Annotated in this window: 12 protein-coding genes and 1 pseudogene; 4 read left to right on the top strand and 9 right to left on the bottom strand. The window is 70.2% G+C overall.

Going from position 1 to position 12,549, the window contains the following annotated elements:
* Positions 1 to 12: 12 nt before the first annotated feature.
* Complete coding sequence (rsmD, locus tag B1729_RS06630) at positions 13 to 621, top strand: 16S rRNA (guanine(966)-N(2))-methyltransferase RsmD (RefSeq protein ID WP_163617372.1); 609 nt, start codon at positions 13 to 15, stop codon at positions 619 to 621.
* On the opposite strand, the gene B1729_RS06635 is transcribed toward rsmD, so the two are convergent.
* Together B1729_RS06635 and thiL are read right to left on the bottom strand one after the other, a co-directional pair.
* Positions 610 to 1,980 (bottom strand): serine hydrolase, encoded by a 1,371-nt coding sequence (locus B1729_RS06635; protein WP_163631426.1) that lies wholly within the window; start codon positions 1,978 to 1,980, stop codon positions 610 to 612. The two genes, rsmD and B1729_RS06635, sit on opposite strands and share 12 nt — an antisense overlap.
* A gap of 47 nt (positions 1,981 to 2,027) precedes the next feature.
* Positions 2,028 to 3,023, bottom strand: a complete 996-nt coding sequence (gene thiL / locus B1729_RS06640; RefSeq protein ID WP_163617374.1) for a thiamine-phosphate kinase — start codon at positions 3,021 to 3,023, stop codon at positions 2,028 to 2,030.
* Positions 3,024 to 3,080: 57 nt separating this feature from the next.
* Between thiL and B1729_RS06645 the strand changes: the two genes are divergently transcribed.
* The gene (locus B1729_RS06645) at positions 3,081 to 3,608 is read left to right on the top strand and encodes a DUF3515 family protein (protein ID WP_239539462.1); all 528 of its coding nucleotides are present in this window, start codon (positions 3,081 to 3,083) and stop codon (positions 3,606 to 3,608) included.
* A gap of 68 nt (positions 3,609 to 3,676) precedes the next feature.
* Here the strand turns inward: B1729_RS06645 and B1729_RS06650 are convergent, their stop codons facing one another.
* From B1729_RS06650 to B1729_RS06680, 7 genes are all read right to left on the bottom strand, one after another.
* Positions 3,677 to 4,795 (bottom strand): D-alanine--D-alanine ligase family protein, encoded by a 1,119-nt coding sequence (locus B1729_RS06650; RefSeq protein ID WP_163631428.1) that lies wholly within the window; start codon positions 4,793 to 4,795, stop codon positions 3,677 to 3,679.
* Positions 4,695 to 5,831, bottom strand: a complete 1,137-nt coding sequence (locus B1729_RS06655; RefSeq protein WP_163617376.1) for an NAD(P)H-dependent glycerol-3-phosphate dehydrogenase — start codon at positions 5,829 to 5,831, stop codon at positions 4,695 to 4,697. The genes B1729_RS06650 and B1729_RS06655 overlap by 101 nt, the downstream gene beginning before the upstream one ends.
* Complete coding sequence (locus tag B1729_RS06660) at positions 5,821 to 6,585, bottom strand: lysophospholipid acyltransferase family protein (RefSeq protein WP_163617377.1); 765 nt, start codon at positions 6,583 to 6,585, stop codon at positions 5,821 to 5,823. The genes B1729_RS06655 and B1729_RS06660 overlap by 11 nt, the downstream gene beginning before the upstream one ends.
* Positions 6,586 to 6,589: 4 nt before the next feature.
* Positions 6,590 to 7,972 carry a UDP-N-acetylglucosamine 1-carboxyvinyltransferase gene (gene murA, locus B1729_RS06665; RefSeq protein WP_239525773.1) on the bottom strand — a complete coding sequence of 461 codons (1,383 nt, stop codon included), beginning with the start codon at positions 7,970 to 7,972 and terminating at the stop codon, positions 6,590 to 6,592.
* 76 nt (positions 7,973 to 8,048) lie between these two features.
* On the bottom strand, positions 8,049 to 8,669 hold the full coding sequence (gene leuD, locus B1729_RS06670) for a 3-isopropylmalate dehydratase small subunit (RefSeq protein ID WP_163631430.1): 621 nt from the start codon (positions 8,667 to 8,669) through the stop codon (positions 8,049 to 8,051).
* A gap of 1 nt (position 8,670) precedes the next feature.
* Entirely contained in the window at positions 8,671 to 10,143 is a 1,473-nt protein-coding gene (leuC, locus tag B1729_RS06675; RefSeq protein ID WP_163617379.1) for a 3-isopropylmalate dehydratase large subunit, read from the bottom strand.
* 207 nt (positions 10,144 to 10,350) lie between these two features.
* Positions 10,351 to 11,421 carry a TerC family protein gene (locus B1729_RS06680; RefSeq protein ID WP_163617380.1) on the bottom strand — a complete coding sequence of 357 codons (1,071 nt, stop codon included), beginning with the start codon at positions 11,419 to 11,421 and terminating at the stop codon, positions 10,351 to 10,353.
* Between the two features lie 249 nt (positions 11,422 to 11,670).
* On the opposite strand from B1729_RS06680, the gene B1729_RS06685 reads away from it, so the two are divergent.
* Together B1729_RS06685 and B1729_RS06690 are read left to right on the top strand one after the other, a co-directional pair.
* Positions 11,671 to 12,240, top strand: a complete 570-nt coding sequence (locus tag B1729_RS06685) for a sigma-70 family RNA polymerase sigma factor (protein ID WP_163617381.1) — start codon at positions 11,671 to 11,673, stop codon at positions 12,238 to 12,240.
* Positions 12,237 to 12,549, top strand: a pseudogene (locus B1729_RS06690) (DUF4349 domain-containing protein); the annotation flags it as partial. The gene B1729_RS06685 and the pseudogene B1729_RS06690, both read left to right, overlap by 4 nt.

Genomic DNA, 12,549 nt, shown 5'->3' on the forward strand with positions numbered 1-12,549 from the left:
TATCGTGAAGCTGTGACACGCATCATCTCCGGGCGAGCCGGCTCGATCGTGCTCGACGTCCCCGACGCGGGCACGCGGCCCACGAGCGACCGCGTGCGCGAATCGCTCTTCGGTGCGCTGCAGTCGGCCGGTGTGCTGCACGGTGCGGCAGTGCTCGACCTCTACGCCGGCTCGGGCGCGCTCGGGCTGGAGGCGGTCAGTCGGGGCGCGGCATCCGCGGATCTCGTCGAGAAGTCACCGCGAGCGGCGGCGGTCGCGCAGCGCAACGCCGGCCGCGTGGCCAAAGCCGTCGGCACCCAGGTCGCCCTGCGCGTGCACCGCACCGCCGCCGACGCGTTCCTGCGGACGGCCCGCGGCCCGTTCGACATCGTCTTCCTCGATCCGCCCTACGACGTGGGCGAGTCCGAGCTCGCCGCGACTCTCGCGCTGCTCGTCCCGCTTCTCGCGGACAGCGCCGAGGTGATCGTCGAGCGGGCATCGCGCTCCCCCGAGCCCGCGCTCCCGGCCGGGCTGGTCGCGACCCGTTCCAAGCGCTACGGCGACACGACGCTGTGGTGGGCGACCACCCGCGAGGCCGAGGCGGGCGCCGGCGGCGACACGATCAGCGGATCAGCCGGCTGACGACGGTGCCTCGCGGATGGGGGCAGTGGCGGGCGGGCCGCTCCAGACATCCGGGCCGTCGAAGCCGACATCGCGGGTGATCGTCAGCTCACCACTCGGAGACAGCCGGATGCGGAAGGTCACCGCGTCTTTGAGTACGCGCAGCAGCGCGATGAAGTCGCCTCCCCGCCACCCGCCGGATACCGCGACCCGGTCGCCGAACCATTCGCGTTCTCCGTCGAGTACGAGTTCGCCGACGGCCCACTCGTCCGGCGCGCAGGCGAGCTCGACCCCATTGATCGCCAGGGACTCCGGCCCGATCCGCAGTCGCGCGATCGGTCCTGCCGTGTAGGCGTACTCGAGCTCCGTGTCGCGCTGCGCGCCACCCGCCGGTGGGATCACGAGGGGCGACGGGAGCGAAGCCTCGGCTTCGGTGGTGTCGAACGCCGGCAACAGCTCGCTCCAGATGGCAGCGGGCGGCAGGTGCATGTTCTCCAATCCCCCGGTGATCGCCACGACCGCGTCCTGCTCGGGCAGCACGATGACGTACTGGCCGAACGCACCATCGCCGCGGTAGGCACCGTCGGGGCACCGCCAGAACTGGAAGCCGTACCCCTGCTGGTCCCAGTGCCCGCTCGCCTCGTCGCCGTTGGCGATCTGCGCACTCGTGGCGAGGTCGATCCACTGCGCGGGCACCAGCTGGTCGCCGTGCCATTCACCGCGCTGCAGCAGCAGCTGCCCGAACGCGGCGAGCTCCTCGGCGCGGATCATGAGCCCGTAGCCGCCCGCGTCCACGCCGGTAGGGCTCTGCAGCCACCACGGCTCCTGGAAGCCGAGCGGCGCGAACAGGCGCGGCGTGAGGTAGTCGAGCAGGCGCTCGCCGGTGCGTCGCTGCACGATCTCGGACAGGAGGTAGGTGGCGGCGGTGTTGTACAGCCAGTGCGTTCCGGGCGCGAACTCCAGTTCGGCGGCGAGGATCGCGCGGGCCCACTGGTCGGAGGCGTGCCACTCCGGCTCTGCGGCGTGCCCTGTCGACATCGTCAGCAGGTGGCGGACGCTCAGGGCGCCGAGCTGCGGCGACGGCTCCTCGGGCACGAGATCGGGCAGCAGATCCACGACGAGATCGTCCAGCGCCAACAGTCGCTCGTCGATCGCGAGACCCACGGCCGTCGACGTGAAGCTCTTGCTCACCGAGTACATCGCGTGCGGAGCATCCCGTTCATACGGCGCCCACGTCGCCGCGAGCACGACATGGCCGTGCCTGATCACGGTCACCGTGTGGACGTGCTCGATCGCGTCGAGGGCCGACACGAGACGCGCTAGTGCCGCGGTGGGAACACCCTGGTCTTCGGGCCGCGATCGCGGCAGCAGGTCGGTCATCGAGCCCACAGTAGCGGCGAGCCCGACATCGACGCACCGGGTGGTGCTCAGCCCGTGCGGGCGTCCCAGTCGCGATAGGGATCCCAGCCGCCGCGGCCTTCGAACGGCCCGCCGTCGATCAGGACGGCGTGCTCGCCGCGCGCCCGCACCGTGCCGACGCGCACGAACCCGTGCGGCAGGGCCCGGCCACCAGGGAACGCCGCCAGCAGCGCGTGGTCCTCGCCCCCTCCGAGCGCCGATGCGGGATCCGCGCCGAGAAGCGACGATTCCAGCGCGAGGGTGACACCGGATGCCGCCGCCAGCCGTGAGGCGTCCAGCACGAGGCCGTCCGAGACATCCATCATCGCGGTGGCCCCCGCGTCCGCGGCCTCGGGACCGAGCCAGACCGGAGGCGACGGCCGGAGCTGTGCGACGAGATCGGTGAGCTCCTCCGGTTCGAGCACACGCTCGTCGACCGCAGTCGGCGTCCCCGCGGCATCCGTGAAGCGCTCGAAAAGGATGCGCAGGCCACGCGCCGCTCTGCCGAGCTCACCCGCGACCGCCACGACGTCACCCACCCGCGCACCTGAGCGGAGCACGGGCGCGCGTCCCGCCAAGGCGCCGAGCGCTGTCACCGCGACGGTGAGCGTGTCCGACACGGTGAGGTCGCCGCCCTCGACCCGGCAGCCGGGCGCCAGATCGCGACACGCTGCTCGCAGTCCGTCGGCGATGCCGGTGACGAACGACAGTCGCGTCGCGTCGGGCATCGCCAGCGCCACCAGCAATGCGGTCGGCGTCGCACCCATCGCGGCGATGTCGGCGAGGTTGACGGCGGCCGCCTTGTAGCCGAGGTCGAAGGCGCTCGACCAGGCGAGCCGGAAATCAGGGCCGTGGACGAGCGTGTCGACGGTCGCGACCACGCGCCCGTCGGCGGTCGCGATCACGGCGGCGTCGTCACCGGGACCGACGAGGGCGTTCGACTCACCGAGCCGCTCCAGGATGCTGCGAAGAATGGTCCCCTCGCTGAGCTCCCCCACCGTCGGATCCCCGTGCGCGCCATCCACCTCACCACGCTACCGCGGTCGGCGAAGCAGCCTGCCGCGCCGGGTTAGCCTGGAGCGGTGCGTGTTCTTCCCTCCCCGGTCGCGATCAGGCCGGTCGCGATCAGGCTCGTCGCGATCGGAATGGCCGCGGTCGCCGCGATCGGCTTGACGGGGTGCACCTCGACCGTCGACCTCGATCCTGCCGAGTCCGCGAACGACCCGCTGTGTGCGGAGATCACGTCGAACCTGCCCGGCACGGTCAGCGAACAGCCGCGCCGGTGGACGGACGCCCAGGCCACGGGTGCGTGGGGCGAGCCCGCGAAGGTGCTGCTGACATGCGGCGTCGAGCCTCCGGGGCCCACGACCCTGCGCTGCGAGAGCGTGGCAGGCGTCGACTGGATCGTCGACGACTCCGATGCGCCGCGCTTCCGGCTCACGACGTTCGGCCGCACTCCGGCCGTCGAGATCTACCTCGACACCACCGCCGATGAGAACGGCGAGGGGGCGTCCAGCCGCGATGTCCTCGATGCGCTGTCGCCGATCGTGAGCGTGCTGCCGGTCGACGGGCAGTGCCTCGAACGCGACGACGCGACGCCCGCCCCCTGACACGCCGGCGCTTCGGGACGACGCAGCGCACACCGACGCACGGCTCGGCCGAACGCCGGACGCGCGCCTCAGCGCGCGTTCGCGGTCGCCGCCACTCGGGTGGTGCGCTCGAGCGCCGTGTCGACGAGTTCGGTGATCAGCTGCGGGTACGACACACCCGAGGCGATCCAGCACTTCGGGAACATCGAGATCGGGGTGAATCCCGGCATGGTGTTCAGCTCGTTGACATACAGGCCGTCGGCCGTCAGGAAGAAGTCGACGCGGGCGAGTCCCTTGCCGTCCACCGCCTGGAACGCGCGGATGCCGAGCTCCTGGATCGCCGAGATCTCGGCGTCCGTCAGGTCGGCCGGGCAGACGACCTCGGCCCCCTCACCCCCCAGGTACTTGCCCTCGAAGTCGTAGAAATCCCGTGTGGTCAGCACGATCTCGCCGGGCAGAGACGCGCGGGCAATCGCGCCCCCGCGGCCCTCGAGGATCGCCACCTCGACCTCGCGACCGACGATGGCCGACTCGATGAGCACCTTGTCGTCCTCGGCGAATGCCAGTTCCAGGGCTCCCGCCAGCTCGGAGGAATCGTGCACCTTCGAGACGCCGACGCTCGACCCCGCACGCGCAGGCTTGACGAACGTGGGCTCACCCAGGGGCGCGGCATCCGCTCGCACACCCTCGGGATCGCTCTCCCAGCGCGCACGCGTGACCGTCACCCACGGCGACACCGGCACGCCGGCCGCGGCGAGCACGATCTTCATGAAGTGCTTGTCCATGCACAGCGCGGAGTCCAGGACGCCGCCGCCCGCATACGGGATGCCGAGCGTGTCGAAGAAGCCCTGGACGGTGCCGTCCTCACCGTGCAGCCCGTGGAGGATCGGCAGGACCACGTCCAGGCGGCCGAGCTCGTCCACGGAGCCGTCGGCACGACGCACCCGCAGCGTCCGGTCGGCGCCACCTTCGGGCCACACGACGCGCGTGCCGTTGTCGACGACTTCGGGAAGCCGGTCGGCGTCGAGCGCGAACTTGTCGGGATCGTCGTCTTCGAGGACGAACACGCCGTCGCGGGTGATTCCGATCGGTATCACCCGGTAACGGTCACGGTCGATCGCCCGGAGCACCCCGCCCGCCGTTGCGGAACTGATCGAGTGCTCGCTGGATCGACCGCCAAAGAGCACCGCCACCGCCGGCTTGTCCATTCGTCGTCCTCTCACCCTGGGGGGTGTCGTCGTCTGTTGTGAGATGCGGCGCGATGTCGCGCGGATTCATCGTGCCGTCGAGCACCATCTTGACCTGCTCGACGATGGGCATCTGCACGCCCACTTCACGTGCCAGCTGCAGAATGGGCGCGACGGACGCGAGTCCCTCCGCCGTCTGGTTCATCTGCTTGACCACATCGTCGAAACGATATCCCTGGCCGAGCAGGCGTCCCGCAGTGTTGTTGCGGCTGAGCGGCGACTGACACGTCGCGATGAGGTCGCCGAGGCCGGCAAGACCCTGGAGGGTCTCGGGCTGGGCGCCGAACGCGACCGCGAAGTCGGTCATCTCGACGAGACCGCGCGTGATGATCGACGCCTTCGTGTTCTCGCCGTAGCCCACGCCGTCGACGATGCCGATGGCGACCGCGATCAGGTTCTTGAGCACGCCGCCGAACTCGGTGCCGATCACGTCGGTGTTCACGAACGTGCGGAAGTACTGGTTGCGGGCGCGGCGGGCGACGGCCTCCGCGGTCTCCTGGCTGGTCGACGAGATGACAGCGGCGGTCGGCTGCTCACGCGCGATCTCGAGGGCGAGGTTCGGTCCGGAGGCGACCGCGATGCGCGCGGGATCGCAGTGCAGCTCCTGCTCGATCACCTGGCTCATGCGCAGGCCGGTGCGCCGCTCGACGCCCTTCATCAGCGAGACGATGGGCGCGTCGCTCTGCGCGATGAGCGGCCGCACGGCCTTGAGGTTCTGCCGCACCGCCTGGCTCGGGATCGACAGGTAGACCTGTTCGGCGCCCTCGAGCGCCTCGGAGAGGTGGTGGGTGGCGTGCATGTCGCGCGGCAGATTGATGCCCGGGAGGTACTCGCTGTTGCGCTTGCCCTCCTGGATCTCGCTCGCCAGCTCCGGGCGACGCGCCCACATGGTCACGTGCGCACCGCCGTCGGCGAGGATCTTGCCGAACGTCGTTCCCCAGCTGCCCGCGCCGACCACGGCGACGCGCGGGCGCGCGGCATCCTGCCTACGGCTCAAGGCGCCCCGTCTCCTTCTGGCCGTGATCGGCCGGGTTCCATCGCTCGGGCGGCGCCGGCTCCCCGCGCAGCTGCGAGAGCAGCCCGGCGATGTCGGCCATCACCACGTCGGTCGCCTCGACGAGCGCCGACTGCGAGGACGCCCGGCCGACGTAGGCCGACAGGTCGACCGGGTCGCCGATGACCACGCGCACGCGGCGGCGCAGCGGCCAGAGCTTGAGCTTTCCGTAGCGCGGCAGCACCTGCTGCGCGCCCCAGTGAGCCATCGGGATGACGGGGATGCCGCCGGCCAGCGCAAGACGGACGGCGCCGGTCTTGCCGCGCATCGGCCACAGGTCCGGCTCGCGCGTGAGCGAGCCCTCGGGGTAGACGATCACGCCGCGACCGTGCCGCGCCAGGGTCTCGGACGCCTCGAGCGTCGCGCGGGCCGAGGCGGCCGAGGCGGCGCGCGCGACGGGCACCATGCCGGTCGCCCTCAGGGCCCAGCCCAGCACGGGCACGCGGAACAGGCTCTCCTTCGCCATGAACCGGGGCGCCCGGCCGCTGCGCCACACCGCCAGTGCGACGACGAGAGGGTCGACCTCACTGAGGTGGTTCGGTGCGAGCACGTAGGCCCCGTCGCGCGGGAGCTTCTCCCGACCGTCGATCTCGAGCTTGAAGAGCAGGCTGAGCAGGGGCACCACGATGGCCGCGAGCGGCCAGAAGACGCTCGGACGCGTCTTCTCCGCGGATGCGCGCCGGCGTTCCGTCGCCACCGGGCTATCCGATGACGTCGAAGTCGGCGCCGAGCATGTCGAGCTTGGCGAGGAACTTCTCGTAGCCGCGGCGGATGATGCCGACGTTGCGCACGATCGACTGCCCCTCGGCCGCGAGTGCCGCGATCACATAGCTGTACCCGCCGCGCAGGTCGGGGACGACGACGTCGGCGCCGTGGAGCGCGGTCGGGCCGTTGATCACGGCGGCCTGCTCGAGAGCGCGGCGGGGAACGCGGCGTCCGGCGGTGTCGAGACCCTGAGGGTGCACCACGATGTCGGCGCCCATCTGGTTGAGCGCGTCGGTGAAGCCCAGACGGTTCTCGTACACCGTCTCGTGGACGGTCGAGGTGCCCTCGGCCTGCGTCAGCGCCACGATCAGGGGCTGCTGCCAGTCGGTCATGAAGCCGGGGTGCACGTCGGTCTCGACGACGACGGGCTTGAGCGCGCCGCCGCGGCGGAACTGGATGCCGTCCTCCCGGACGTCGAACCAGCCTCCGGCCTTGCGGAACACATTGAGGAAGGTCAGCATCTCCTGCTGCTTCGCCCCGCCGACGAAGATGTCACCGTCGGTGGCGAGAGCGGCGCAGGCCCAGGACGCGGCCTCGTTGCGGTCGAAGATCGCGCGGTGGTCGTAGCCCTGCAGGGTGTCGACGCCCTCGATGAGTATCACGCGGTTGGGCTCGTACGAGATGATCGCGCCCATCTTCTGCAGCACCGCGATGAGATCCATGATCTCGGGCTCGATCGCGGCGTTGCGCAGCTCCGTCGTGCCCTTGGCCTTGACCGCCGTGAGCAGCACCTGCTCCGTCGCGCCGACACTCGGGTACGGCAGCTCGATGTTCGCGCCGTGCAGACCGTTCGGGGCGGTGATGCGAATGCCCTCGTAGCTCTTGTCGACGACCGCGCCGAACGCGCGCAGCGCGTCCATGTGGAAGTTGATAGGCCGGTCGCCGATGCGGCAGCCGCCGAGGTCCGGGATGAGCGCCTCGCCGAGCAGGTGCAGCAGCGGTCCGCAGAAGAGGATCGGGATGCGCGACGCTCCGGCGTGCGCGTCGATCTCTTCGAAGTGGGCCGACACGGCGCCGCTGGGGTCGAAGTGGAACGTGCCCTCCTCGTCACCCTCGTCGACCCGGACGCCGTGCACTTCGAGCAGCGAGCGCACCACATGCACGTCGCTGATGTCGGGGACATCGCGCAGGGTGCTCGCGGTCTCGCCGAGAAGGGCCGCGACCATCGCCTTGGTGACGAGGTTCTTCGCACCCTTGACCTCGACCCGACCGGTGAGCGGCCGCCCGCCTCTGATCGCGAGGACTTCTCCGGTCACTTCCTGTTCCTCCGCTTCGGCGGCTTTGCTCTCGCCGGCGGCGACATTCAGAAGTGGCTTCATCCGGGTGGTCCTCACTTGGTGTGCACGAGGGGGCTTGAGAGGGTCGCGCGCCCGGGTTGTGGGCGCACGGCCCGGCTTACGGGACGGGGAGTGTCCGCGGCCGCCACGCCTCTCGGCGAGCCTCGAACTGCGCGATCTTGTCTTCGTCACGCAGCGTGAGCCCGATGTCGTCGAGCCCTTCGAGAAGCCGCCACCTAGTGTAATCATCGATCTCGAAAGCGAATTCCAGGCGCTCCGCGGAACTCGCCGCCGGGTCCCCGATCGTCGCGGTGCGCGCCGAGAGGTCCACCGTCATGGCCACGCCGGGGTTCGCTTCGATCGCCGCCCACGCGGCTTGCAGGTCCGCCTCGGAGATCACACCGGCCACGAGCCCCTGCTTGCCCGCGTTGCCACGGAAGATGTCGGCGAACCGCGGGCTCAGCACGACCTTGAAGCCGAAGTCGCGCAGCGCCCAGACGGCGTGCTCGCGACTCGAGCCCGTGCCGAAGTCCGGCCCGGCGACGAGGATGCTCGCTCCCGCGTAGACCGGCTGGTTGAGGACGAATTCGGGGTCCTGGCGCCAGCTGGCGAACAGCGCGTCCTCGAAGCCGGTCTTGGTGACCCGCTTGAGGTACACCGCGGGGATGATCTGGTCCGTGTCGACCGCGGACCGCTTCAGCGGGGCGGCGATGCCGGTGTGCGTCGTGAACGCGTCCATGTCAGGCCTCCGAACCCTGGGCAGCGGCTGCGACAGCCGTGGGAAGATCGCTGGGGCTGGCCAGACGGCCCATGACGGCGGTCGCCGCGGCGACAAGGGGCGACACGAGGTGCGTGCGCCCGCCCTTGCCCTGCCGGCCCTCGAAGTTGCGGTTGCTCGTCGAGGCGCAGCGCTCGCCCGGCGCGAGCTGGTCGGGGTTCATGCCGAGGCACATCGAGCAGCCGGCGAAGCGCCACTCGGCGCCGAACTCCTGGAACACCTTGTCGAGACCCTCGGCCTCCGCCTCGAGGCGGACGCGCGCGGATCCGGGGACGACCATGACGCGCACCCCGTCGGCCTTGCGGTGGCCCTGGATCACCGACGCGAACGCCCGGAGATCCTCGATGCGGCTGTTGGTGCACGAACCCATGAAGACGGCGTCGACGGGCACCTCCTTGAGCGGGGTGCCGGGGGCGAGGTCCATGTACTCGAGGGCACGCTCGGCCGCGGCCCGCTCGTTGGCGTCGGCGAAGTCGGCGGGCGACGGCACGGCGCCCGACAGCGACACGCCCTGCCCGGGGTTGGTGCCCCACGTGACGAAGGGCTCGAGCTCGTTCGCATCCAGGAACACCTCGGCGTCGTACGCCGCGCCCTCGTCGCTGGGCAGCGTGCGCCAATAGGCGACGGCATCCTCCCAGTCCTGACCCTGCGGCGCGTGCGGGCGGCCCTTGACGTAGTCGAAGGTGATGTCGTCGGGCGCGATCATGCCGGCGCGGGCACCGGCCTCGATCGACATGTTGCACATCGTCATGCGCCCCTCCATCGAGAGGGAGCGGATCGCGGAGCCGCGGAACTCGAGCACGTACCCCTGCCCGCCGTTGGCGCCGATCTTGGCGATGATCGCGAGGATGACGTCCTTGGCGGTCACGCCCGGCTTCAGCTCGCCCTCGACCGTGATCGCCATGGTCTTGAAGGGCTTGAGCGGCAGCGTCTGAGTGGCCATCACGTGCTCGACCTCGCTGGTGCCGATGCCGAAGGCCATCGCGCCGAACGCGCCGTGCGTCGAGGTGTGGCTGTCGCCGCACACGACGGTGATGCCGGGCATGGTCAGGCCCAGCTGGGGACCCACGACGTGGACGATCCCCTGCTCCTTGTCGCCCAGCGAGTGCAGGCGCACGCCGAACTCCTCGGCGTTGCGGCGCAGCGTCTCGATCTGCGTGCGGCTCGTCAGATCCGCGATCGGCTTGTCGATGTCGAGCGTCGGGGTGTTGTGGTCCTCGGTGGCGATCGTGAGGTCGAGCCGGCGCACCGGACGGCCCTCGGCGCGCAGGCCGTCGAAGGCCTGGGGGCTCGTCACCTCGTGCACCAGATGCAGGTCGATGTAGATGAGGTCCGGCTGGCCGTTCTCGCCGTGGACGACGACATGGTCGTCCCAGACCTTCTCTGCCAGAGTGCGGGGGCGGTCGGGGATGCCGGACGCGTCGGTGATGCTCATTGCTTGTCGTTCTCCTCTGTGGGACTGTGCCCGCATGGGGTGGGGCCCGCGACGAACTCCGCGACGAGAGAGGCCTGGAAACTAGGACTCGTCGCGGCCGCTAAGGAGAAGGCGAGCGATCCGCACGGGCCCAGATTACCACTCGCGCGGACGACACCGGGTCGCGCCCGACGTCGGTGGACGTCCGGCGCGACCCGGTGCGCGCAATCAGCGGACGTCGTCCCGCGGCTGCTCGACCGTCGGCGGCGTGCCCTTCTCGTCGGCCACGAGGGCGGCCGCGGCATCCGCGTTCGCCGCCTTCTTCTCGCGCGAGGACGCGATGACGCTCGCGATCGTCGCCACCGCCATCGAGACCACGATGACGCCGAGCGACATCCAGGTGGAGATCTCGGGCGCCCACTCGATGGGCTCGCCGTTGTTGATGAACGGCAGCTCGTTCACGTGCATCGCGTGGAAGACGAGCTTCAGGCCGATGAAGGCGAGGATGAACGCGATCCCGTAGTGGAGGTAGCGCAGGCGGTCGAGCAGGTCGCCCAGCAGGAAGTAGAGCTGGCGCAGGCCCATGAGAGCGAAGATGTTCGCCGTGAAGACGATGAACGCGCTCTGGGTGATGCCGAAGATCGCCGGGATGGAGTCGATCGCGAACAGCAGGTCGGTCACGCCGATCGCCGCGAACACGATGATCATCGGCGTCCACATCTTCTTGCCGTCCACGACCGTGCGGACCTTCGCGCCGTCGTAGTGATCGCTGATGTCGATCGTGCGACGGAGCAGCCGCACCACGAAGTTCTCCTGCTTGACGTCGGAGTCGTGGTCGCCGCCCGGGAACGCCTGCCGCCACGCCGTCCACACCAGGAACGCGCCGAAGATGTAGAAGACCCAGCTGAACTGCTCGATGATCGCCGCTCCCGCGAGGATGAACAGGCCGCGCAGCACGAGCGCGATGATGATGCCCACCATCAGCACCTCCTGCTGGTAGCGGCGCGGCACCGCGAACTGCGACATGATCAGCACGAAGACGAACAGGTTGTCGATGGACAGGCTGTACTCGGTGAGCCACCCGGCGACGAACTGGCCGGCATACTCCGGGCCGGCGATTATCCACATCAGCCCCGCGAAGAGCAGCGCCAGACACACGTAGAAGACGACCCACAGGGTCGACTCCTTGGTGGAGGGGATGTGCGGGCGTTTCAGGATGATCAGCAGATCAGCCAGGAGGATCAGGGAGAGGATCACCAGGGATCCGATTTCGAACCACAGCGGGAGTTCGAGGTCCATTCAGGGCCTTTCGAAGGGGGCGTACAAGCGGGGTCGGTCGAAGCCGAAAGTCTCTCCCCCGCCGGCCGAGCGGCCTGCGGTGCACACCCGGGGTCGCTCTGTCGGGACCCGTGATGACGGATGCGCGGTATCGGGATACTCCCTCTCGCTCGCAACAGAATACAGGGTGGGGATGCCGGGTCCGCGTGCCGTGAGACGATCCCGCCAGTGCGGACACTGACACGGTGAGAGACAATTCGGAGGATGGGCATGCCCGACGACGACCTGCCGCACGGCGCCACCGGCGACGCCGAGCTCGTGGTGCTGGCCGCGGGCGGGAGCGAGCACGCCTTCCGCACGCTTTACCGGGCTTATGTGCGCCCGGTGTACTGGATGGCGCACGGGCTGGTCGGCAACCCGGCCGACGCCGAGGAGGTCACCCAGGAGACGTTCCTCGTCGCCTGGCGAAAGCTCCCCGACCTCGAGCTCGCCGGTGACTCGCTCCTCCCGTGGCTGGCGACGATCTGCCGGTTCCAATCCGCCAACCGCGTGCGCCGGCAGCGACGCGACCGCGTGCACACCGCGGCGGCGGCCGACGAGGAGCTCCCGTCGACGGTCGACGTCGAACAGCAGGTGATCGACGAGCGGCTCGCCGACGCGATCCTGCGGGAGGTCGCCGGCCTCGGCGAACTCGATCGCGCCATCTTCCGGCTGTGCGCCACCGAGGGCTACGCCTACCAGGCCGCCGCTGACGAGCTCGGCGTCGCACACGGCGTCGTCCGCAACCGTCTCTCCCGTATCCGCACCCGGTTGCGGACCGTCGTGAAGGAGAGCACATGAACACGCAGTCCCCGGTGCCCGAGACATCGGCACCCCTGCCCGAGCTCAGCGCGCAGCGCATCGACGAGATGGAGGACGCCCTCTTCGCCGACATCGCGCGGGAGCGCACGCGTCGGTCCGCCCGGCGCACGCGCCGGGGCCGGCTGTGGATCGCGGGCGGCGCCGCCGCCGCGGTCATCGCGGTGGCCGCCGTCATCGCCCCCTCGGTCGGCTCGCTCGTCGGAACGGCGGGCGGAACGTCCGAGGAGTCCGCTGTCCCGCCCCCCCACCCCGGCGTTGACCCCCACGGCGCCCGGGACCCCGCCCCCC

It is taken from the genome of Microbacterium sp. B35-04, assembly GCF_010634885.1.
Lineage (GTDB): Bacteria > Actinomycetota > Actinomycetes > Actinomycetales > Microbacteriaceae > Microbacterium.

Bases quoted from the DNA above. Each gene is read 5' to 3' on its own strand.
- B1729_RS06635 (WP_163631426.1), bottom strand. From the start codon at position 1,980: ATGACCGACCTGCTGCCGCGATCGCGGCCCGAAGACCAGGGTGTTCCC.
- B1729_RS06650 (WP_163631428.1), bottom strand. From the start codon at position 4,795: ATGGACAAGCCGGCGGTGGCGGTGCTCTTTGGCGGTCGATCCAGCGAG.
- murA (WP_239525773.1), bottom strand. From the start codon at position 7,972: ATGAAGCCACTTCTGAATGTCGCCGCCGGCGAGAGCAAAGCCGCCGAA.
- leuD (WP_163631430.1), bottom strand. From the start codon at position 8,669: ATGGACGCGTTCACGACGCACACCGGCATCGCCGCCCCGCTGAAGCGG.
- leuC (WP_163617379.1), bottom strand. From the start codon at position 10,143: ATGAGCATCACCGACGCGTCCGGCATCCCCGACCGCCCCCGCACTCTG.
- B1729_RS06680 (WP_163617380.1), bottom strand. From the start codon at position 11,421: ATGGACCTCGAACTCCCGCTGTGGTTCGAAATCGGATCCCTGGTGATC.
- B1729_RS06685 (WP_163617381.1), top strand. From the start codon at position 11,671: ATGCCCGACGACGACCTGCCGCACGGCGCCACCGGCGACGCCGAGCTC.